At 65.6% G+C, this 22089-nt stretch carries 21 protein-coding genes; 14 read left to right on the top strand and 7 right to left on the bottom strand.

Annotated features, from left to right (window positions below; translation table 11 throughout):
* Positions 1–158: 158 nt before the first annotated feature.
* The 3 genes from CLM74_RS18580 to lpdA all read left to right on the top strand — a co-directional run bounded on the left by CLM74_RS18580 (position 159) and on the right by lpdA (position 4488).
* Positions 159–728: a DNA-deoxyinosine glycosylase gene (locus CLM74_RS18580; protein WP_025877378.1), complete on the top strand. Its 570-nt coding sequence runs from the start codon at positions 159–161 to the stop codon at positions 726–728.
* Positions 729–841: 113 nt separating this feature from the next.
* The gene (aceF, locus tag CLM74_RS18575; RefSeq protein ID WP_032976572.1) at positions 842–2572 is read left to right on the top strand and encodes a dihydrolipoyllysine-residue acetyltransferase; all 1731 of its coding nucleotides are present in this window, start codon (positions 842–844) and stop codon (positions 2570–2572) included.
* 107 nt (positions 2573–2679) lie between these two features.
* Complete coding sequence (gene lpdA, locus CLM74_RS18570; protein ID WP_105164685.1) at positions 2680–4488, top strand: dihydrolipoyl dehydrogenase; 1809 nt, start codon at positions 2680–2682, stop codon at positions 4486–4488.
* 461 nt (positions 4489–4949) lie between these two features.
* Here lpdA and CLM74_RS18565 read toward each other — a convergent pair whose 3' ends face one another.
* Complete coding sequence (locus CLM74_RS18565) at positions 4950–5768, bottom strand: hypothetical protein (RefSeq protein WP_025877373.1); 819 nt, start codon at positions 5766–5768, stop codon at positions 4950–4952.
* Between the two features lie 496 nt (positions 5769–6264).
* Here CLM74_RS18565 and CLM74_RS18560 point away from each other — a divergent pair, with 496 nt between their 5' ends.
* The 9 genes from CLM74_RS18560 to CLM74_RS18520 all read left to right on the top strand — a co-directional run bounded on the left by CLM74_RS18560 (position 6265) and on the right by CLM74_RS18520 (position 13430).
* The gene (locus CLM74_RS18560) at positions 6265–6597 is read left to right on the top strand and encodes a hypothetical protein (RefSeq protein ID WP_032952006.1); all 333 of its coding nucleotides are present in this window, start codon (positions 6265–6267) and stop codon (positions 6595–6597) included.
* A 31-nt stretch (positions 6598–6628) separates the two neighbouring features.
* Positions 6629–7417 (top strand): F0F1 ATP synthase subunit A, encoded by a 789-nt coding sequence (atpB, locus tag CLM74_RS18555; RefSeq protein WP_025877369.1) that lies wholly within the window; start codon positions 6629–6631, stop codon positions 7415–7417.
* A gap of 64 nt (positions 7418–7481) precedes the next feature.
* The gene (gene atpE, locus CLM74_RS18550) at positions 7482–7784 is read left to right on the top strand and encodes a F0F1 ATP synthase subunit C (RefSeq protein ID WP_025877367.1); all 303 of its coding nucleotides are present in this window, start codon (positions 7482–7484) and stop codon (positions 7782–7784) included.
* Positions 7785–7898: 114 nt separating this feature from the next.
* Entirely contained in the window at positions 7899–8369 is a 471-nt protein-coding gene (locus CLM74_RS18545; protein WP_025877365.1) for a F0F1 ATP synthase subunit B, read from the top strand.
* Positions 8370–8371: 2 nt separating this feature from the next.
* Entirely contained in the window at positions 8372–8899 is a 528-nt protein-coding gene (locus CLM74_RS18540; protein WP_025877363.1) for a F0F1 ATP synthase subunit delta, read from the top strand.
* Positions 8900–8943: 44 nt separating this feature from the next.
* Positions 8944–10491, top strand: coding sequence for a F0F1 ATP synthase subunit alpha (gene atpA, locus CLM74_RS18535; RefSeq protein ID WP_025877361.1), 1548 nt, complete (start codon positions 8944–8946; stop codon positions 10489–10491).
* 95 nt (positions 10492–10586) lie between these two features.
* Complete coding sequence (gene atpG / locus CLM74_RS18530; protein ID WP_025877359.1) at positions 10587–11450, top strand: F0F1 ATP synthase subunit gamma; 864 nt, start codon at positions 10587–10589, stop codon at positions 11448–11450.
* A gap of 38 nt (positions 11451–11488) precedes the next feature.
* Positions 11489–12895, top strand: coding sequence for a F0F1 ATP synthase subunit beta (gene atpD / locus CLM74_RS18525; RefSeq protein ID WP_025877357.1), 1407 nt, complete (start codon positions 11489–11491; stop codon positions 12893–12895).
* A gap of 112 nt (positions 12896–13007) precedes the next feature.
* The gene (locus tag CLM74_RS18520) at positions 13008–13430 is read left to right on the top strand and encodes a F0F1 ATP synthase subunit epsilon (protein WP_025877355.1); all 423 of its coding nucleotides are present in this window, start codon (positions 13008–13010) and stop codon (positions 13428–13430) included.
* A 77-nt stretch (positions 13431–13507) separates the two neighbouring features.
* Here CLM74_RS18520 and CLM74_RS18515 read toward each other — a convergent pair whose 3' ends face one another.
* The gene (locus tag CLM74_RS18515) at positions 13508–13891 is read right to left on the bottom strand and encodes a GtrA family protein (RefSeq protein WP_059065201.1); all 384 of its coding nucleotides are present in this window, start codon (positions 13889–13891) and stop codon (positions 13508–13510) included.
* Between the two features lie 79 nt (positions 13892–13970).
* Here CLM74_RS18515 and glmU point away from each other — a divergent pair, with 79 nt between their 5' ends.
* Together glmU and CLM74_RS18505 are read left to right on the top strand one after the other, a co-directional pair.
* Entirely contained in the window at positions 13971–15338 is a 1368-nt protein-coding gene (glmU, locus tag CLM74_RS18510) for a bifunctional UDP-N-acetylglucosamine diphosphorylase/glucosamine-1-phosphate N-acetyltransferase GlmU (RefSeq protein ID WP_032976569.1), read from the top strand.
* Positions 15307–15840 (top strand): GNAT family N-acetyltransferase, encoded by a 534-nt coding sequence (locus CLM74_RS18505; protein WP_032976568.1) that lies wholly within the window; start codon positions 15307–15309, stop codon positions 15838–15840. The genes glmU and CLM74_RS18505 overlap by 32 nt, the downstream gene beginning before the upstream one ends.
* Positions 15841–16308: 468 nt before the next feature.
* Here the strand turns inward: CLM74_RS18505 and CLM74_RS18500 are convergent, their stop codons facing one another.
* The 5 genes from CLM74_RS18500 to CLM74_RS18480 all read right to left on the bottom strand — a co-directional run bounded on the left by CLM74_RS18500 (position 16309) and on the right by CLM74_RS18480 (position 22079).
* Positions 16309–17670, bottom strand: coding sequence for an ATP-binding protein (locus tag CLM74_RS18500; protein ID WP_025877347.1), 1362 nt, complete (start codon positions 17668–17670; stop codon positions 16309–16311).
* Entirely contained in the window at positions 17667–19013 is a 1347-nt protein-coding gene (locus CLM74_RS18495; protein ID WP_105164684.1) for a sigma-54 dependent transcriptional regulator, read from the bottom strand. Before CLM74_RS18495 ends, CLM74_RS18500 begins: the two co-directional genes overlap by 4 nt.
* A gap of 140 nt (positions 19014–19153) precedes the next feature.
* Positions 19154–19537 carry a PDZ domain-containing protein gene (locus CLM74_RS18490; RefSeq protein ID WP_105164683.1) on the bottom strand — a complete coding sequence of 128 codons (384 nt, stop codon included), beginning with the start codon at positions 19535–19537 and terminating at the stop codon, positions 19154–19156.
* 1 nt (position 19538) lies between these two features.
* Positions 19539–20753 (bottom strand): FtsX-like permease family protein, encoded by a 1215-nt coding sequence (locus CLM74_RS18485; RefSeq protein WP_105164682.1) that lies wholly within the window; start codon positions 20751–20753, stop codon positions 19539–19541.
* Positions 20754–20774: 21 nt separating this feature from the next.
* Positions 20775–22079 carry an ABC transporter permease gene (locus CLM74_RS18480; RefSeq protein ID WP_025877340.1) on the bottom strand — a complete coding sequence of 435 codons (1305 nt, stop codon included), beginning with the start codon at positions 22077–22079 and terminating at the stop codon, positions 20775–20777.
* Positions 22080–22089 lie beyond the last annotated feature (10 nt).

The following is a 22089-nucleotide window of genomic DNA, read 5'->3' as shown; positions in this document are numbered from 1 at the left end:
GGGCCCCCGGTTGCGGGGCGAGCACACCGTAGTCGCCCCAACATGAATCGAATCCGACGCGCGTTAAAAATTAGTTCGCACTGTTCAGCGAACAGCGCGAAATCCCTGTTTCCATGCGGTTTCTGCCTTCCTGGAATATTCATGCAGTTGGAGAAGATGTGAGCGCTGCAACGTTGTGCATCGGCCTGCCTGCGCAGGTGAACGCTGATTGCCGGGTGTTGCTGCTGGGTTCAATGCCCGGTATCGCTTCGTTGCAGGCACAGCATTACTACGCGCACCCGCGCAATCGTTTCTGGCCCTTGCTCGGCGATCTGTGCGGCTTCGACCCGGCAATGCCGTACGCGCAGCGACTGCAGGCGCTGGCAGCCAATGGTGTCGGCCTCTGGGATGTGATCGGCCGCTGCGAACGACGCGGAAGCCTGGATGCGGACATCGTGCGTGGCACGGAAGTGGCCAATGCACTTCCCGCACTGATCGCCGCACTGCCTGACCTGCAGCTGATCGGCTGCAACGGTGGCGCGGCCATGCAGGCCTTCCAGCGCTGGGTGCAGCCGCAGCTGGCCACGTCGGCCAAGGTGCTGGCGCTGCCGTCCACCAGTCCGGCCAACGCAGCGTGGTCCTTGCCGCGCCTGCGCCAGGCCTGGCAGCCGGTGGCCGTCGCACTGGCGACATCAAGCGGACATCGGCAGGACAATACGCTACCGACTGGAAGCGCCGGCGGGCCATGAGCAACAGCGTGTCCCGGCTGCGTGCGTACTGAAAACACCTGTAACGGTTGGCGCTGGCTCCCGCTGGCCGCACAATAGACGTTTCCCTACACCAGATTGCCGGAGTTCTCCCCATGGCCGAAATCAAGGAAGCACGTGTCCCCGATATCGGTGACTACAGCGATATCCCGGTAATCGAGGTGCTTGTTGCCGTCGGCGATACGGTGAAGAAGGACCAGGGCCTGGTCACGCTGGAAAGCGATAAAGCGACCATGGAGGTGCCGTCCTCGGTGGCCGGCGTGGTCAAGGAAATCAAGGTCAAGCTGGGCGACAGCCTGTCCGAAGGCAAGGTCGTGGCACTGATCGAAGTGGCCGACGGCGAGGCTGCCCAGCCGGCCGCTGCCGCTGCACCCGCCGCTGCACCCGCACCGGCCAAGGCCGCTGCTCCGGCCGCTGCCACCCAGGCCGCTCCCGCTCCGGCCGCTGCTGCCGCCCCCGCTGCCAGCGGCGGCGCGGTGGAAGCCCTGGTGCCGGATATCGGCGATTACAGCGGCATTCCGGTCATCGAAGTGCTGGTCGCCGTGGGCGATACGGTGAAGAAGGACCAGGGCCTGGTCACGCTGGAAAGCGACAAGGCCACCATGGAAGTGCCGTCGTCGGTCGCCGGCGTGGTCAAGGAGATCAAGGTCAAGGTCGGCGACAACCTGTCGCAGGGCAACGTGGTCGCCATCATCGAAGCCGAAGGCGCTGCCGCCCCGGCCCCGGGCAAGGCTGCCGCCGCTGCTGCCCCGGCCGCCGCCGAGACCGCTACCAAGGTCGAGCCGGTCGCCGTGCCGGCCCAGCCGGACAAGCTGGCCGCCCGCGAGATCGCCAGCGCCCCCTCGGCCGGCGCGCCGACCAGCCCGCCGGTACAGTTCAACGCCGATGGCGTGCTGCCGGCCAAGGTGCCCTACGCATCGCCGGTGGTGCGCGTGTTCGCCCGTGAGCTCGGTGTCGACCTGCTGCAGGTCAGTGGCAGCGAGAAGGGCGGCCGCATCACCAAGGCCGACGTGCAGAAGTTCGTCAAGGCCGCGCTCAGCGGCGGCGCTCCGGCAGCTGCCGGTGGCACCGTGGCTGCCGGCGGTGGCCTCAACCTGCTGCCGTGGCCGAAGGTTGATTTCAGCAAGTTCGGCGACGTTGAAGTGCAGCCGCTGTCGCGCATCAAGAAGATCTCCGGTGCGAACCTGGCCCGCAACTGGGCGATGATCCCGCACGTCACCCAGTTCGAGCAGGCCGACATCACCGACCTGGAAGGCCTGCGCGTGGCGCTGAACAAGGAGAACGAGAAGGCCGGCATCAAGCTGACCATGCTCGCCTTCCTGATCAAGGCCAGCGCTGCGGCGCTGAAGAAGTTCCCGGAGTTCAACGCCTCGCTCGATGCCAGCGGCGAGAACCTGACCCTGAAGAAGTACTTCAACATCGGTTTCGCTGCCGATACCCCGAACGGCCTGGTCGTTCCGGTCATCCGCGATGTCGACAAGAAGGGCGTGGTGCAGATCGCGCAGGAAACCGGCGAGCTGGCCAAGAAGGCGCGTGACGGCAAGCTGGGCCCGGCCGACATGAGCGGCGGTTGCTTCTCGATCAGCTCGCTGGGCGGCATCGGCGGCACCGCGTTCACCCCGATCGTCAATGCGCCGGAAGTGGCCATCCTCGGCGTCTCCAAGTCGTCCATCCAGCCGGTCTGGAATGGCAAGGAGTTCGCACCGAAGCTGATGCTGCCGCTGTCGCTGAGCTACGACCACCGCGTCATCGATGGCGCCCTGGCCGCACGCTTCACCACGTACCTCTCGCAGGTGCTGGCCGACATGCGCCGCGTGCTGCTGTAAGGCACCGCTTCGCCCCCACCGTGCGGCCGCTGCCCCTGGCGCGGCCGCCTGTCGAAACGCAGTGACAGCCCGCCGGCCACGCCGGTCGGGCACGAGGAAAACCCACCATGGCCACGATTGAAATCAAGGTTCCCGACATCGGCGATTACAGCGATGTGCCGGTGATCGAAGTGCTGGTCGCCGTTGGCGATACGGTGAAGAAAGACCAGGGTCTGGTGACCCTGGAGTCGGACAAGGCGACCCTGGAAGTGCCGTCCTCGGCAGCCGGCGTGGTCAAGGAAATCAAGGTCAAGCTGGGCGACACCCTGTCCGAGGGTGCCGTTGTCGTGCTGCTGGAGTCCGAAGGCGCTGCTGAAGCGCCGGCCAAGGCCGCTGCGCCGGCCCCAGCGGCCGCCGCCCCGGCCAGCAAGCCGCCGGTGACGCCGTCGCACCGCGCCCCCGCCGAGCCTGCAGCACCGAAGCCGGCGCTGGCCAGTGGCAAGGCCGCCGACATCGAATGCGAAATGGTCGTGCTGGGCTCGGGCCCGGGCGGCTACACCGCCGCCTTCCGCGCCGCCGACGTCGGCCTGGATACGGTGCTGGTCGAACGCTACGCCAGCCTCGGCGGCGTCTGCCTCAACGTGGGCTGCATTCCGTCCAAGGCACTGCTGCACGCCGCTGCGGTGATCGACGAAGTCGCCCATGCCGGTGATTTCGGCGTCGAGTTCGGCAAGCCGACCATCACCCTGGACAAGCTGCGCCAGTACAAGGAAAAGGTCGTCAACCAGCTGACCAAGGGCCTGGCCGGCATGGCCAAGCAGCGCAAGGTCCGCAATGTGCAGGGCGTTGGTACGTTCGTGTCGGCCAACGAGCTGCTGATCACCGCTGAAGACGGCAGCACCCAGTTGCTGCGCTTCCAGAAGTGCATCATCGCCGCCGGTTCGCAGGCGGTGAAGCTGCCGAACTTCCCGTGGGACGACAAGCGCGTGATGGACTCCACCGACGCACTGGAACTGGCCGAAGTGCCGGGTTCGCTGCTGGTCGTCGGTGGTGGCATCATCGGCCTGGAAATGGCCACCGTGTATGGCGCGCTGGGCAGCAAGGTCACCGTGGTCGAGTTCATGGACCAGCTGATGCCGGGCGCCGACAAGGACCTGGTCAAGCCGCTGGCCGACCGCCTGAAGAAGCAGGGCATTGACGTGCACCTGAAGACCAAGGCCTCCGGCGTGACCGCCGATGCCAAGGGCATCACCGTGACCTTCGAAGCCGCCGAGGAAGGCCAGACGCCGGCATTGGCGCAGGGCACCTTCGACCGCGTGCTGGTGGCCGTGGGTCGTTCGCCGAACGGCAAGAAGATCGATGCTGAAAAGGCCGGCGTGCAGGTGACCGATCGTGGCTTCATTCCGGTCGACCGGCAGATGCGCACCAACGTGCCGCACATCTTTGCCATCGGCGACATCGTCGGCAACCCGATGCTGGCCCACAAGGCCACGCACGAGGGCAAGCTGGCGGCCGAAGTGGCTGCCGGGCACAAGAAGGAGTGGGTCGCGCGGGTGATTCCGTCGGTGGCCTACACCAACCCGGAAATCGCCTGGGTTGGCGTCACCGAGACCGAAGCCAAGGCCAAGGGCCTGAAGGTTGGCGTGGCCAAGTTCCCGTGGGCCGCCAGCGGCCGCGCGATCGGCATCGGTCGCACCGAGGGCTTCACCAAGCTGATCTTCGACGAGGACAGCCACCGCATCATCGGCGGTGCGATCGTCGGCGTGCACGCCGGTGACCTGCTGGCCGAGATCGGCCTGGCGATCGAGATGGGTGCCGAGGCCGAGGATATCGGCCACACCATCCATGCGCACCCGACACTGAGCGAATCGGTGGCGATGGCCTCGGAAATCTACGACGGCACGATCACCGATCTGTACATGCCGAAGAAGAAATAAGGCGCCCGCGCCTTCCCGAACAAAAAGCCCCGGCATTGCCGGGGTTTTTTTGTTTCTCCGTTCCGGATTTTTGCGAGCTGTAGGGCCGCTGCGCGGGCGGCAGGCATTTCGACAAATGTCCCCCGTCGCCCGCCTTCGGCGGTCGCCTCCTCCTTTACTTTGTCGAAACGCCTGCCGCCCGCGCAGCGGCTCGGCTTGCGGAAGGCGGAAGCCACAACCACTCCCACCGCAGCGGCTGCCTGGATGCCTGACACGCGGAGGGAGAGGGGGCTGGGTGCGAAGTAAAGGAGGAGGTGACGGCCGCAGGCCGGCGCCGGGGGACATTCGCACCCAGCCCCCTCTCCCTCCAGCGCTCGACCAACCCGCTTCTGCTCTTCTGCCAGGAAGCCACAAAAAAACGCGGCCCCCGATGTTCCGGAGGCCGCGCCAGGAGAGAGAGTGCTGTGGAAGGGGAGCAGGGCTTAGAAGGTGACGCTGATACCCGCCACCGGGCCCTTGAATTCCTGCTTCAGGCCGATGGTGCCGTCGCTGCCCTTCTTGTCCGCATCCAGCTTGAACCAGTCGTAGCCGGCGAATACGCCGAAGTTCTGGGTGAAGCGGTAATCGACGATCGCGTTGGCGCGGCTGAGGTCACCCTTGTAGTCGTCGAAGCTGCCCCAGCGCGTGTTGAGGTACTGGCCCTGCAGGGTGATCATCCACTTTTCGGACGGGGTGAAGCTCAGGCGTGCACCGACCACCGGCGCCACACCGTCGGTCTTCTCGTCCAGGAACTGGCCTTCATACACCGTGCCCAGGTCGGCGTAGCCCTTGGTGCTGACCTTGGCGTATTCGGCACCCAGCTGCAGGCCGAGGTCGAACTTCTCGGTGTCCACCACCGAGTAGTCATACACCAGGCTGGCCACCTGGTACTTCAGCTCCGCCTTGACGAAGCTGTCGGCCGGCACGTTGACGTTGCCGAAGGAAATGTCCTGGCCAAGCGTCTCGCGGCGGTCCTTGTCGTACTTGAAGTAGTTGAACAGCAGGCGCTGGCGGTTGCTGATGCGGAACATGCCGTCGATGCGCGGCTCCCATTCCTTGCCGCCCAGCTTGAAGTCCTCGGAGAAGCCGATGTCCTGGCCGGCGACATTGGTGTTGCCGCGCAGGGTGTTGTCCGAGTCGATGTTCATCGCACCCAGGCGAAGGGCGAAGCGGTCATCGCCTTCGGCGGCATGGGCGGAGGAGGCGAACGACGCGCCGGCGGCGAGAAGCGAGAGGGCGAGCAGGGTGGGGACGGAGCGCATCGAAAGAGTCCTTGCAGTGGTTCATCGGAATGAAGGCCACTTTGCCGGACGTCGCTGTCCACCATTCGTGAAGGTATGGTCCACGCGATGTGGACGGTTCAGCGCTGTCAGCGCCCTGCGAAAAGATGGCCCCGGAGCGGCGCTTCGGGGCCATCATGGGGACCTGCAGGCGAAGCGTCGACGAGGTAGCTGCAGGCAGGTCGGAAGATGGGACCACGGCCGTCGGCGGAAAGTTCCGCCGCCTGCGACCAAAGTTCAATGCGTTGCACCGCAACATCGCGCAGATGGCATTGTCCCCGTGGTGGGCTGCAAAACCGCAGCCCTTACCGCAACTTGCGCTGTTCCGATATGAACAGGCAGCGGTTGTCTCGCAAATTGTCCCATTGCTATAATTTGGCGGCTCGATGAGGCCCCCCTGCTGTAGTCGCCTCAGCCATCCACTTGTAACCACGCGGGACGTCCTGTGCTGAACTCCGTAGAAACGGGTCGGCGACTGATGCTGCGCGCCGCGGTCTACCCGCTGGCCGCGGTGGCTGTCCTGGCTCTGGCCTTCCTGCTGGTGGGGCCGAAGTATGCCCTTGGTGCCCTGGCATCCGGTGTGGCGGTTTCGGCCGGTGGTTGGGTGGCGGCACGGATGGCGCTGGGTGGTGGTGCGCTGGGGGCCGGTTCGGCCATGGCACGCCTGATCGTTGCGATCGTGGCCAAGTGGGCGCTCGTTTTTGGTGTCCTGATGGTGGGGTTCCTGGTCTTCAAGCTGCCTGCACTGGCGCTGTTGGCCGGTATCGCCGTCGGGCTGATGTTCCAGGTCCTGGCCATGGCCAGGCGCTAATCGAATTCATTTAACTTAAGGTTCCGGACACATGGCAGGCGAGGCGCTTACACCCACCTCCTACATCCAGCATCACCTGCACAATCTGACTGCAGGTCATGGCACCCCGTGGGCGATCCACGTGGACACGCTGGTAACCTCGCTGCTGATGGGCCTGGTGATGGTCGTCGCCTTCTGGATGGCGACCCGCAAGGCCACCTCCGGCGTGCCGGGCAAGTGGCAGGCATTCGTCGAGATCTGCCTGGAGTTCGTTGACCGCCAGGCCAAGGACACCTATCACGGCACCAGCAAGCTGGTGACCCCGATCGCGATCACGATCTTCTTCTGGATCCTCCTGATGAACCTCATCAAGATGATCCCGGCCGACTTCATCGCCAAGCCGCTTGAACTGATGGGCGTGCCGTACTGGAAGCCGGTCCCCACCGCCGACGTCAATGCCACCCTGGGCATGTCGATCAGCGTGTTCTTCCTGATGCTGTTCTTCGCGTTGCGCGCCAAGGGTATTGGTGGTTTCACCAAGGAATTCCTGACCGCACCGTTCGGCAAGTGGATGATGCCGTTCAACCTGATCCTGAACATCGTCGAGTGGCTGAGCAAGCCGATTTCGCTGGCGATGCGACTGTTCGGCAACATGTTCGGCGGTGAAATCGTGTTCCTGCTGATCTGGGTGCTGGGCGGTGCAGGTATCGCCGGCATGTTTGCAGGCGCGTTCGCCGGCTTCGGCTGGATGCTGTTCCACCTGCTGGTGATCCCGCTGCAGGCCTTCATCTTCATGATGCTGTCCATCGTGTACCTGAGCCTGTCGGAAGACGCTCACTGAGTTTCGCTTCACCCTTCATCCGTTTGTTTCTAAACCCTTAGCAATCAAGTTCCTGGAGAAAACCATGTACTTCGCCGTCCTGACCAATCTCGCCCAAGTTCAGAGCTCCACCGTCCTCGCCGTCGGCATCATGATCGGCCTGGCCGCGCTGGGCGCCGGTCTGGGTCTGGCCATCATGGCCGGTAAGTTCCTGGAGTCGGCCGCGCGCCAGCCGGAACTGATCCCGGTCCTGCAGGTCCGCATGTTCATCACCGCCGGCCTGATCGACGCCGCCTTCATCATCTCGGTCGCCGTGGGCCTGCTGTTCGCCTTCGCCAACCCGCTGGTCGGCGAGTTCGTCTCGCGCCTGCCGGCAATCGCTGGCTGATCCAGCGAAAGTGAAACGACCGGGCGCCGCAGGCGCCTGGTCGCGGATGAAGGTTCGGAGGCGCCGCCCGTGTGGCGGCGCATCCATCCCGTCACAACCGACTGAGCGAACCCCATGGATATCGGTTTTACCCTCATCGCCCAGGCCCTGGCCTTTGCCGCCCTGATCTGGCTCATCGCGACCAAGATCTGGCCGCCGCTGATGAACGCGATCGAAGAGCGCCAGCAGAAGATCGCTGAAGGCCTCGCTGCTGCCGACCGCAGCCAGAAAGATCTGGCCCAGGCGCAGGACAAGGTCAATGAAGCGCTGAAGGAAGCCCGCACCAAGGCCAACGAGATCATCGACCAGGCCCACGCGCGTGCCAACCAGATCGTCGACGCGGCCCGCAACGAAGCTGTTGCCGAAGCCACCCGTCAGAAGGACCTGGCCCAGGCCGAAATCGACGCCGCCGCCAACCGTGCCCGTGAAGATCTGCGCAAGCAGGTGTCCGCGCTGGCCGTGACCGGTGCCGAAAAGCTGCTCAAGCGCGAAATCGACGCCAACGCCCACAAGGCGCTGCTCGACGAGCTGGCCTCGGAGATTTAAGGATGAGCCAGGCCCTCACGCTTGCCCGCCCGTACGCCCGCGCCGCCTTCGCGACCGCGCGTGACGAAGGCGCGTTCGCGCCGTGGTCGGACGCTTTGGCGTTCTCCGCCCACGTCGCCGCCGACCCGCGCGTGGCGGCCCTGCTCGCCAACCCGGAGCTGGGTCGCGATGACGCCATCGCCCTGCTGGCGCCGGAGTCCCGCGGCGAGACCTACTCGCGCTTCCTGGCTGTGCTTGCCGAGTCGCATCGTCTGCCGCTGCTGCCGGAGATCGCCGGCATGTTCGACGCCCTGCGCGCCGAGGCCGAGCACGTGGTCAAGGCCACGGTGACCTCCGCGGCCGAGCTGTCGGTTGCCGAGCTGGACGCGATCAAGGCCGCGCTGCGCAAGCGCTTCAACCGCGAGGTCGAAGTGGCCACCGCGGTCGACGCCTCGCTGATCGGCGGCGCTGTGATCGACGCCGGCGACGTGGTCATCGATGGTTCGCTGAAGGGCAAGCTGGCCCGTCTGCAGACCGCGCTCGCTAACTGAATTCATTTAACGTCCGGCCCCGCTGCCGGCACTAGGACTTGACGATGGCAACCACGCTCAACCCCTCCGAAATCAGCGAACTGATCAAGAACCGCATCGAGAAGGTCAAGCTGGCCGCGGAATCGCGCAACGAAGGCACCGTGACCAGCGTGTCCGACGGCATCGTGCGCATCTTCGGTCTGGCCGACGTGATGCAGGGCGAAATGATCGAACTGCCGAACAACACCTTTGCCCTGGCCCTGAACCTGGAGCGCGACTCGGTCGGCGCCGTGGTCCTGGGTGGCTACGAGAACGTGCGCGAAGGTGACGTCGCCAAGACCACCGGCCGCATCCTGGAAGTGCCGGTCGGTCCGGAACTGCTGGGCCGCGTCGTCAACGCGCTCGGCGAGCCGATCGACGGCAAGGGCCCGCTGGCCACCCAGCTGACCGCTCCGGTGGAGCGCGTTGCTCCGGGCGTGATCTGGCGCAAGTCGGTCGACCAGCCGGTGCAGACCGGTTACAAGTCGGTCGACTCGATGATCCCGATCGGCCGTGGCCAGCGCGAGCTGGTCATCGGTGACCGCCAGACCGGCAAGACCGCACTGGCCATCGATGCGGTGATCAACCAGAAGGGCACCGGCATCAAGTGCGTGTACGTAGCGATCGGCCAGAAGGCTTCGACCGTTGCCAACATCGTGCGCAAGCTGGAAGAGAACGGCGCCCTGGCGCACACCATCGTGGTGGCTGCCACCGCATCCGAATCGGCCGCGATGCAGTACATCAGCGCCTACTCGGGCTGCACCATGGGCGAGTACTTCATGGACCGCGGCGAAGACGCGCTGATCGTGTACGACGATCTGTCCAAGCAGGCCGTGGCCTACCGCCAGATCTCGCTGCTGCTGAAGCGCCCGCCGGGCCGTGAAGCCTACCCGGGTGACGTGTTCTACCTGCACTCCCGTCTGCTCGAGCGCGCTGCCCGCGTGTCCGAAGAGTACGTCGAGAAGTTCACCAACGGTGCGGTGACCGGCAAGACCGGTTCGCTGACCGCGCTGCCGATCATTGAGACCCAGGCCGGCGACGTTTCCGCGTTCGTTCCGACCAACGTGATCTCGATCACCGACGGCCAGATCTTCCTGGAAACCGATCTGTTCAACGCCGGCATCCGCCCGGCCGTGAACGCCGGTATCTCGGTGTCGCGCGTCGGTGGTTCGGCGCAGACCAAGATCATCAAGAAGCTGTCCGGCGGCATCCGTATCTCGCTGGCCCAGTACCGCGAGCTGGCTGCGTTCGCGCAGTTCGCCTCGGACCTGGACGAAGCCACCCGCAAGCAGCTTGAGCGCGGCCAGCGCGTCACCGAGCTGATGAAGCAGAAGCAGTACGCGCCGATGTCGATCGCCAACCAGGCGCTGTCGATCTACGCCGTCAACGAGGGTTACCTCGACGACGTGCCGGTCAGCAAGCTGCTGGCGTTCGAAGAAGGCCTGCACGCGCATTTCGCCAACACCCAGGGCGAACTGATCGGCAAGGTCAACGCCACCGGCGGTTGGGACAACGACATCGAAGGTGCCTTCAAGAAGGGCATCGTCGAGTTCAAGACCACCGGCAGCTGGTAATCGAGGTCCTGTAGAGCGGAGCGATGCTCCGCTGGACCAGACGATCAAACGGTTGAACAACGCGGGGCCCCGGCCCCGCGCCACGGGAATAAAAGATGGCAAGCGGACGCGAAATCAAAACCAAGATCAAGAGCGTGCAGAACACCCGCAAGGTGACGCGCGCCCTGGAAATGGTCTCGGCCTCCAAGATCCGCAAGGCGCAGGATCGGATGAAGACCTCGCGTCCGTACGCGCAGGCGATGAAGCAGGTGATCGGCCACCTGGCGCAGGCCAGCACCGACTACCAGCATCCGTTCCTGGTCGAGCGTGAGCAGGTCAAGCGGGTCGGTTTCATCGTGATCTCCTCCGATCGCGGTCTGGCCGGCGGCCTCAACAACAACCTGTTCCGCAGGATGCTTGGCGAAGCCAAGGCCTGGCAGGACAAGGGCGCCGAAGTGGACCTGGTGACCATCGGCCAGAAGGCATCGACCTTCTTCCGCCGGGTCAAGGTGAACATGGTCGGCACGGTGACCCACATCGGCGACACGCCGAAGCTGGAATCGCTGATCGGTGTGATCAAGGTCATGCTCGACGCCTTCACCGAAGGCAAGGTCGACCGCGTGTACCTGGTCTACAACCGCTTCGTCAACACGATGACGCAGAAGGCCAGCTTCGATCAGCTGCTGCCGCTGCCGGCAGCTGAGAAGCAGGTTGCGCACCACGACTGGGACTACCTGTACGAACCCGATGCCGCGACCGTGCTCGAGCACGTGATGACGCGTTACATCGAGTCGCTGGTGTACCAGGCGCTGCTGGAAAACGTCGCTTCCGAGCATGCCGCGCGCATGGTGGCGATGAAGTCGGCCAGTGACAACGCCAACAAGCTGATCGGAACCCTGCAGCTGGTCTACAACAAGGCCCGCCAGGCAGCGATCACCCAGGAAATTTCCGAAATCGTCGGCGGCGCGGCAGCAGTCTGACCGCGTTCGTTAAAAGCACACATTTAGAGGATGCAGCAATGAGTCAGGGCAAGATCGTTCAGATCATCGGCGCCGTCGTCGACGTCGAATTCCCCCGCGAGTCGGTGCCGAAGGTGTACCACGCGCTGAAGGTGGACAACACCGAAATCACCCTGGAAGTGCAGCAGCAGCTCGGTGACGGCGTGGTCCGCTGCATCGCGCTGGGCTCCACCGATGGCCTGAAGCGCAACCTGGTGGCCACCAACACCGGCCGCGGCATCTCCGTGCCGGTCGGCGCTGGCACCCTGGGCCGCATCATGGACGTGCTCGGCCGCCCGATCGACGAAGCCGGTCCGGTCGCCTCCAGCGACACCTGGGAAATCCACCGCGCTGCTCCGTCGTATGAAGACCAGTCCCCGGCCACCGAGCTGCTGGAAACCGGCATCAAGGTCATCGACCTGATGTGCCCGTTCGCCAAGGGCGGCAAGGTCGGCCTGTTCGGCGGCGCCGGCGTCGGCAAGACCGTCAACATGATGGAACTGATCAACAACATCGCCAAGGCGCACAGCGGTCTGTCCGTGTTCGCCGGCGTGGGTGAGCGTACCCGTGAGGGCAACGACTTCTACCACGAGATGAAGGACTCCAACGTCCTGGACAAGGTCGCGATGGTGTACGGCCAGATGAACGAGCCGCCGGGCAACCGTCTGCGCGTCGCCCTGACCGGCTTGACCATGGCCGAGTACTTCCGCGACGAGAAGGACGAGAACGGCAAGGGCAAGGACGTGCTGCTGTTCGTCGACAACATCTACCGCTACACCCTGGCCGGTACCGAAGTGTCGGCACTGCTGGGTCGTATGCCGTCGGCAGTGGGTTACCAGCCGACCCTGGCCGAGGAAATGGGCGTCCTGCAGGAGCGCATCACCTCGACCAAGAATGGTTCGATCACCTCGATCCAGGCCGTCTACGTGCCGGCCGATGACTTGACCGATCCGTCGCCGGCGACCACCTTCGCCCACCTTGACTCGACCGTGACCCTGTCGCGTTCGATCGCTTCGCTGGGTATCTACCCGGCGGTCGATCCGCTGGACTCCACCAGCCGCCAGATGGACCCGCTGGTCATCGGCCACGAGCACTACGACACCGCCCAGCGCGTCCAGCAGACCCTGCAGAAGTACAAGGAACTGAAGGACATCATCGCCATCCTGGGCATGGACGAACTGTCCGAAGAAGACAAGCAGGCCGTGTCGCGCGCCCGCAAGATCGAGCGCTTCTTCAGCCAGCCGTTCCACGTGGCCGAGGTGTTCACCGGCTCGCCGGGCAAGTACGTGTCGCTGAAGGACACCATCCGTGGCTTCAAGGCCATCGTCGATGGCGAGTACGACCACCTGCCGGAGCAGGCGTTCTACATGGTCGGCAGCATCGAAGAAGCGGTCGAGAAGGCCAAGAAGATGGCCGAGAAGGCCTGATGCGGCGGGGACGGGCACACGCCCGTCCCGACCGTGACACGGGGTGGGCCTGCGCCCACCGCTGCGGAATCCCTGCGGTGGGTTCGACCCGCCCCCTAGCGAAGAGAGTTACATGAGCACCATCCGTTGCGACATCGTCAGCGCCGAGCAGGAAATCTTCCGTGGCGAAGCGACCCTGGTCGTGGCCACCGGTGAGCTGGGCGAACTGGGCATCGCGCCCAAGCACGCACCGCTGATCACCCGCCTGAAGCCGGGCAAGGTGGTAGTGACCACGCCGAGCGGCGAGCAGCTGGATTTCGCCATTTCCGGCGGCATCCTGGAAGTGCAGCCGCAGGTGGTGACCGTGCTGGCCGACACCGCGATCCGCGCACAGGACATCGACGAAGCCTCGGTCCGCAAGGCCAAGGAAGAAGCCGAACGCATCCTGGCCAACCGCGGCGAAGCGATGGAAGTGGCTGAAGCCCAGCAGAAGCTGGCAGAGGCCGTCGTCCAGCTGCAGGCGCTTGAGCGCCTGCGCAAGACCCTCAAGCACTGAGGTCCAGCGCCATCAAGCAGGAACGCCGGCCCAGTGCCGGCGTTTTTGTATGTGTCGACAACGCAGCGGAAACGCCGTTACCGGTACACGACATGGCGCAGCAGCAGGAAAGACACCACCGCCAGGCCCGCTTCCACCAGCGGCTTTGCCAGCCAGGCGTACCGCAGGCCCAGCGCATGGTCGGCGGCGGCCACCAGCAGCGTGCTGGCCGCGGTCAGCAGCAGCCACAGCGGCAGGAATCGTGCGAAGCGGCGCCAGCCCAGGCGCTGCCCGTTGGCGTCGGCGAAGGTGATGCGTCCATTGAGCCAGAAACCCAGCAGCATGCCGGCCACGCGTCCGCAGACGTTGCCGGGCGCTGTGGGCATGCCGGCCGCCGTCGCCAGCACGAACACCGCCCAGTCCAGCAGCAACTGCAGCAGGCCGACGATGAGGTAAGAACGGCCTTGGCGGAGCAGGCTCATGGTGCCGGGGTCATGGTGGGGGCTCCATGTTAACGGCCCCCGTTCTAGAATCACCGCCATCGAATCGTGGACCGCCCGCATGACCCAACCCCTGCACGTGATCATCCTCGCCGCTGGCGCCGGCAAGCGCATGAAGTCGGTGCTGCCCAAGGTGCTGCAGCCGATTGCCGGCCAGCCGATGCTGGCGCATGTGATCGCCACCGCGCGCGAACTGCAGCCGGCCGCCATCCACGTGGTGTACGGCCACGGCGGGGACCAGGTGCGGAGCTACTTCGCTGACCAGCCGGACCTGTTGTGGGCGGAACAAGCGCAGCAGCTGGGTACCGGTCACGCCGTTGCCCAGGCCATGCCGGAGGTGCCCGACGCCGCCCAGGTGCTGGTGCTGTACGGCGATGTGCCGTTGATCCGTGCGCAGACCCTGCGCGACCTGCTGGCCCAGCCGGGCCGGCTGGCGGTGCTGGTGGCCGATGTCGACGATCCCACCGGCTATGGTCGCGTGCTGCGCGACGCCGAAGGCAAGGTCGGGGCGATCGTCGAGCAGAAGGACGCCGATGACGAACAGCGCCGGGTGCGCATCATCAACACCGGCATCATCACTGCCGAATCGACGGCGCTGCGCCGCTGGCTGTCGCAGCTGTCAAACAGCAACGCGCAGGGCGAGTACTACCTGACCGATGTATTCGCCTTTGCCGCCCGCGAGTTCACTCCGGCGGAGATGGCCCTGGTGGCCGATGCGCAGGACGCCGAAGGCGCGAACGATCCGTGGCAGCTCTCGCAGCTGGAACGGGCCTGGCAACGGCGCGCGGTGCGCGCGCTGTGCATCCAGGGCGCGCGCGTGCGCGATCCGGCGCGGGTGGATATCCGGGGTGAGGTGGTCGTCGGCAGCGATGTGATGATCGATGTCGATGTGATCCTTGAAGGCAAGGTGGTGCTCGGCGATGGCGTGACCATCGGCCCGTTCACCCGGCTGAAGGACGTCACTCTCGGCGCGGGCACCGAAGTGCGTGCGCACTGCGATGTGGAAGGCGTGATCAGCGAGGGGGCGGCCCAGATCGGCCCGTTCGCGCGCCTGCGCCCGGGCACCGTGCTGGCTGATGGCGTGCACGTGGGCAACTTCGTGGAAACCAAGAAGGTCACCCTGGGAGTGGGCAGCAAGGCCAACCACCTCACCTATCTGGGCGACGCGGTGATTGGCAGCAAGGTCAACATCGGCGCGGGCACCATCACCTGCAACTACGACGGCGTGAACAAGTCGACCACCACCATCGGCGACAACGCTTTCATCGGCTCCAACAGTTCGCTGGTGGCGCCGGTGCTGATCGGTGAAGGCGCGACGATTGCTGCCGGTTCGGTCATCACCCGCACTGCGCCGGACGGCAAGCTGACCGTAGCCCGTGCGCGCCAGGAAACCATCGATGGCTGGCAGCGCCCCATCAAGAAAAGCTGAGCCGAGGCCACCGCGCGTCGATGAACTGAGTGCGCTGCCCCGCATCGAACAGCGTGCGGGTGAACTGCTGCGCGGGCACGAGGCGTACCCGGTGTTCGCCGGCCATGGACTGGACCTTCCCACGTTGCAGGCCGGACTGCGGCGTGGCCTGTTGTGGATCATCGAAGGCGCCGATGGCGGCATCGCCGGCTACCTGCTGGGCGGTACGCTCGACGGCGATTTCCATGTGCTGCAGATGGATGTGGATCCCAATCATGCTCGCCGTGGCTACGGACGGGCGTTGCTGCAGCACGTACTCGCCGAGGCCAAGGTGCTTGGCTATCCGGCGGCGGTGCTGACCACGTTGTCCGATGTACCGTGGAATGCGGCGTTCTATGCCAGCGAAGGATTCACCCTGCTGCCGGAGCCAGAGTGGAGCGCGGGCCTGCGAGGGGTGATGGCCGAGGAAGCCGCGTTGGGATTCCCGATGCACCTGCGGGTGGCGATGCGGCGGGTGCTTTAGTTTTGCTTCTCCTGTTGATTGCTGAAGGTTGATCACGGTTCATGGGTGTCACTTTTCTTTTCGCGCGAAAAGAAAAGTAACCAAAAGAAACGCGCCGCCAGTCCGCGAGCCGTCGTGCTGCGCACGCCGGTACCCTGCGCTCCTCGGTCCGTCGAGGGACGGCGCGGGAACTCGCTGCGCTCAGACACCCGCGCCTCTTCGCCCTCGCCGGCCCTGCGGTGCTCGGCTCGCTTCAAGGCGGACCCAAGTCAAAGGCCACAGTTGCACCCAGTAGATCCACGCCATGCGTGGATGCTTTTGCTCTGCTTCTCGAGTCCGTCTTGAAGCGAGCTGAGCTCCGATGCGCAGCACGACGGCTCGCGGCCGGCGGAACGCTTCTTTTGGTTACTTTTCTTTGCGTACAAAGAAAAGTGACACCCATGAACCGTGATCAACCTTCAGCCATCAACAGAGGAAGGAAGAACAAACCTACCCCACCGGCAACAGGATCGACACACACAGCCCGCCCTCGGTGCGGTTCTGCAGTGACACGCGACCACCGTGCGCCTCGACGATCTCGCGGGTGAGGGCCAGCCCCAGCCCGGTGCCGTTGCGCTTGGTCGAATAGAACGGCATCAGCGCATTCTGCAGCACCTGCTCGTTCATGCCCTTGCCGCGGTCCAGCACATCCAGCCGCAGCCACTGCGGCAGCCGGGTCAGCTGCACCTGCACGTCGTCGTTGGGCGGATCGGCTTCGGCGCAGGCTTCGTGTGCATTCTTCAGCAGGTTGAGCAGGGCCTGGCCGAACTGGGCGATGTCGATCCGGCTGCTCAGTTCCTCGTCGGGTGCACGCTCCATCGTGAACGGAATCTGCTGGCACAGGCTGGACAGGAACGGCGCCCAGTGCACGGTCTGCAGCTGCGGCTGCGGCAGCTTGGCGAAACGCGCGTAGCCGCGGATGAAGCCTTCCAGATGGCGGGCGCGGTCTTCGATGGTGGTGAAGATCTCCGGCAGCCGGTCGAAGCGTTCGCGCTTGACCAGTTCGCCGCCGGAGTGCGCCAGCGATGCGATCGGCGCCAGCGAGTTGTTGAGTTCGTGGCTGATCACCCGGATCACCTTCTTCCAGGTCTGTACTTCCTGCCGGCGCAGTTCGGCAGTGAGCTGGCGTACCAACAGCAGGTCATGCGGACGGCCGTTGAGCTGGAACGCGCGCCGCGACAGGTGATAGACCTGTTCGTCGTCCTCGTCGCCTTCCACGCCGTCTTCGCTTTCCGACTTCACCGCAAACAGGCTGTCGCCGCCGCGGCCGATGGCATCGCGCAGTTCCACCGGCAGCTGCTCGAGCACGTCTTCCATGCGCTGGCCTTCCAGCTTCCAGCCGCTGTGCAGCAGCTTGCGCGCGGCCAGGTTGGAGAACACCACGCGGGAAATGCCATCGCCACCGGCGGCGATCAGCAGCATCGCCACCGGGGTGTTCTGCACCATGGTATCCAGCAGCAGTTCGCGCTGCACCAGGCCCTGGCGTTGTGCGCGCAGCACTTCCCCCAGCTCGCGGTGTGCCTGCACCAGGTCACCCAGTTCGTCATTGCCGGGCCAGTAGATGCCGAAGTTGTACTCACCGTCGCGGTAGCTGCTGGTGGTCCCGGACAGCGCCCGCATCAACGAGCGCACCGGTGCGGTGGCGCGGCGCAGCGTCCACCACATCAATGACAGCAGGATGATCGTGGAGACCGTGGTCACCACCCAGCCATGGTCCATCCAGTAGGCCAGCAGCCACGGCAGCGCGGCAGCCAGCGCCAGCACCGGCAGCAGGCGCAGGAACAGGCGGAAGGTGAAGGAGCGTCGCTTCATTCGCGTGGGATGCCGTGACGGTCCATGCGCCGGTACAGCGCCTGCCGGCTCAGTCCAAGCTCGTTGGCCGCCTGTGCGATGACGCCGTGGTTGCGCGCCAGCACTTCTTCGATGCGTGCGCGATCGGGATCATTGCCGGCGCTTGGCGTCGGGCGCGGTGCAGCAGGTGCACGCGGCAGGTTGAGATCGGCCACTTCGATGCGGTTGCCGATGGCCAGCAGTTCGGCACGCTGGATCACGTTGCGCAGCTCGCGCACGTTGCCCGGCCACAGGTGGCGCTGCAGTGCGGTGGCCGCCGTGCTGGACAGCGGCTTGCCGATGCTGAGGAAATGCTCGGCCAACGGCACGATGTCGCCGGGGCGGTCGGCCAGCGGCGGCAGCGTCAGTTCCACCGTGTTGAGCCGGTAGTAAAGGTCTTCGCGGAACGTACCTTCGCGGATCATCGCCGGCAGGTCGGCATTGGTCGCGCTGACCACGCGCACCTTGACCTGGCGTTCGCGGTTGGAGCCCAGGCGTTCGAAACGTCCCGTCTCCAGCACGCGCAGCAGCTTCATCTGCCCACCCAGCGACAGGTTGCCGATCTCATCCAGGAACAGCGTGCCGCCGTCGGCTGCCTCGAACTTGCCTTCGCGCGCCTTGTTGGCGCCGGTATAGGCGCCGGCCTCGGCGCCGAACAGTTCGGCCTCGATCAGTTCGGAGGGCAGGGCGCCGCAGTTCACCGCCACGAACGGGCCCTTGGCCACCAGCGAGTTGGCCTGGATGATCTGCGCGATCTTCTCCTTGCCCGCGCCATTGGGGCCGGTGATCAGCACCGGCAGCTCAGAGCGCGCGACCTGGCACGCCAGGGCGATCACCCGCTCGCTGGCGGGGTCGGCGAACACCGCACCACACAATGCGTACTTGTCTTCCAGCGCATGCCGCTGGCGCTGTTCGCGCTGGCGTCGCTGGTCCAGTTCGCGCCGCGCTTCGGACAATTCCAGCAGGTTGTTGACCGTGGTCAGCAGCTTGCGGTCATCCCAGGGCTTGGCCAGGTAGTCGGCGGCACCGGCCTTGACCAGGTCCACCGCGCTGCTCAGGTGGGTCCAGGCCGTCAGCAGGATCACCGGCAGATCGGGATGGCGTTCGCGGATCTGTGCGAACAGCGCCTCGCCTTCCTCACCGGAGGTGGTGTCCTCGCTGAAATTCATGTCCTGGATCACCAGGTCCACCGGCTGCGATTCCAGCAGCGCCAGCCCTTCGGCCGGGCTCTGCGCCAGCAGGGTGTCGATGTCGTGCAGGGAGAACAGCACGTCCAGCGCGGTTCCCACGCTGGCGTTGTCGTCGATGATCAGGATCGCAGGCATGGGTCGCAAAGAGGGTAGCGCCGGGCCATGCCCGGCGGGGCGGGTGCAGTTGCAGCGGCTGGAACCGCCGGGCATGGCCCGGCGCTACCGGGCCGCTCTGCAATATAGCGAAACCAGCGGTAGCGCAGGGGCGTCCGGACTCAGCGCCGTGGCGGGGGCGGCGGTGGCGGTGGTGCTGGCGGGTTCAGCGCCGCCCGCCACGCCGACACCGCCACCGGTACCGTGAGCATCCGGCCATCGCGCCGCAGCAGCAGGTAGACGGTGGGCGTCGATGCCGCCCGTACTGCGTCGGCGAGCTGTTCGATCTGCCGCACCGGCGAGTCGTCCACGCGCAGGATGCGGTCGCCATGGCGCACGCCGAAGCGCGCCTCCGGGCTGGCCGCATCCACCCTCACCACGCCTTCGGTCGAGCGCAGCGCCAGCCGCGCATCGTCCTGTCGCCACTCCAGCGTCTGCGCGCTGCTGCTGCCGGCGAGTACCGGCAGCGGCAGGGCCAGCAACAGCACCAGCAGGCTGGCGCGCATCTCACGCCCCCCGCGTGGCGACGGCCGGGGGCACCGCAGCGGCGCGGCGGGCCGGGCCGAACACGGCGATCTGCCCCAGCAGCCACAGCAGCGCTGCGCCCAGCGGCAGGTACAGCAGCGGCATGCGCGGCAGCTCGTACATGTTCATCAGGGCCAGGTTGATGGCGTACGCCGCCAGCATGCCCAGCACGATGCCCAGCGTGGCCAGCAGGAAGTTCTCGGTCTGGAAATAGCGCAGGATCTGCCCGCGGGTGGCGCCCAATGCGCGGCGGATGCCGATCTGCTTGCTGCGCTGCTGCACCCAGAAGCTGGCCAGGCCGACGATGCCCAGGGCGGTGACAACCAGCAGCGCCACGCAGACCGTCACCAGCAGGCCGACCATCGAGCGGTCGTTCTTGAAGTAGTCGGCACGCTGTTCCTGGTAGGTCAGTTTCTCGCGCACCAAGCGGTTGGGGTCGTTGTGCTCCAGCGCGGCCAGCGCACCCTTCAGCACTTCATCGCGGCGTTCCGGTGAGGTGCGCAGCATGTACGGGCCGCGGGTGAAGTCGGTACGTACCGGCAGGATCATCGACAGGGTGCTGTTGTCGTTGTAGTCGGTGGGGGTGGCCAGATGGGCGACCACACCAACCACATGCAGGGCCTGGTTGCCCATGTAGAAGGTCTTGCCCAGCGCACTCTGGTCCGGGTACATCTTGGCGGCGACCTGCTGGTTGATGATTACCGGTGCGGCGCGGTCGGGCTTCGGATTCTTCTGTGCTTCTTCCAGGTCGATGTACTCGCTGGGCTGGAAGTCGCGGCCGGCGACCAGCTGCAGGCCGAGCGTGGACAACGCGTTCTCGCCAACCATGTACTGCGACACGAAGGCTGTCGGCCGTTCCTGATCACGCTCGCGCGAGATGCTGGTGTTGCTCGAATTGCGGCGGAACGGCAGCTGGTTGACCTTGGCCACGCTGGTCACGCCGGGGATCGCGCGCAGCGATGCCAGGTCTTCGTTGGTGCGGGCCATGGCGTTGGCCTGCTTGCCGATGCCGCTGACCCGGACCATGACCAGTTCGTTCTCGGCCAGGCCGCTGGGCTGGCTGATCTTTTCCACGCGCTGGGTGACCAGGAACAGGGCATTGCAGACGATGGCGCAGGTCAGGGCGATTTCCAGCACGATCAATGCGGCTGCGGTCTTGTGCCGGCGCAGGGTGCTGAGGATGGGGCGGATGTCCATGGGAAGTCCTCGTTCTCGTGCTTACTGCGACTTGAGCTGGATGGCCGGGGTGACCTGCATCGCGCGCCAGGCGGGCAGGAAGCCGGCAGCAATGCTGGCCAGCAGGGTCAGGCCGAGGGCGAGCAGCAGCATGCTGCCGTCGAGGTGGGCCAGCTTGGCGTAGTCCACCGGCTGCTGGCGCACTGCATACAGGCCCAGCAGTGCCAGGCCGATGCCGAGCACGCCGCCGACCACGCCCACCGCGCCCGCCTCGACCAGGCACTGCAGGAAGATCTGCCCGCGGCTGGCACCCAGTGCGCGGCGCACGCCGATCTCACCGCTGCGGCGCAGGAACTTGGCCAGCAGCAGGCCGACCGTGTTGACCAGGCAGACACCGAGGAAACCCAGGGCCAGCCACATCTGCAGGCGCACGTCGCTGGGTACCGCGTTGTTGAAGGTCAGCCACTCCATCACGGTGCGCAGGCGCACGTTGGCCGGGCGCTCGAAGCGGCCGGCAGCCCGCTGCTGGTCCGAGTAGTTCACCAGGTAGCGGCGGTAGTCCTCGGCCTTGGACGGGTCAAGCTCCACCCAGTACTGGATCCAGGTGCACGGCGCGTTGATCGAATTGCTGTCGTCATCGGGTGCGCCGTCGCGGAAGCAGTTCATGTTGCCGTTGCTGCCGAGCTTGAGGTCCATTGCGGTGGACAGCGGCATCATCAGGTCCTCTTCGCGGCCGTAGTTGCCAACGGTCAGGTCGAAGAAGTGCGGTTCCGGATTCCAGGTATCCATCACCCCGATCACCCGCAGCGAATGGCCATCGGCACGGATCTCACGGCCGACACTGTCCGCTCCCTGGAACAGCTTGTCGTTGATCACCTTGGACAGCACCACCACGCGGGAGCGACCGTCATCGTCGCTGGCCGTCCAGGCACGGCCATACAGCATCGGCACATTGAACATCGGGAAGAAGTCAGCCGATGTCCAGCGGGTGTCGATGTTGAACGGCTTCAACGTGCTGCCTTCCGGCTCGATGGTCGCGTCACCGGCACTCATCATCGCCTGGCGCTCGCCACGCTTCTCGCGCAGCAGCGTCTCGGCATCGAAGCGGGTCATCTGGGTCTCCGGCTCTTCGCCGGTCAGGTAACCCGAGCGCGGGCGCGGATCGACCTGCACGTAGAACAGGCGGTCGCTCTTGTCAGGGATCGGGTCGCCGGACAGCACGTGGAACACGGTCAGGGTGGTCATCGAAGCACCGATGCCCAGCGCGATGGCCACCACCATCAGCGCGGTCAGTACCTTGTTGCGGCGGAAGCTGCGTACCGCCAGTCGGGCGTAGTAGGCGAACATGGTCGTGCCC

This window comes from Stenotrophomonas sp. MYb57 (assembly GCF_002966815.1).
Lineage (GTDB): Bacteria > Pseudomonadota > Gammaproteobacteria > Xanthomonadales > Xanthomonadaceae > Stenotrophomonas > Stenotrophomonas indicatrix.
This window is presented reverse-complemented; position numbering and strand designations above follow the sequence as displayed.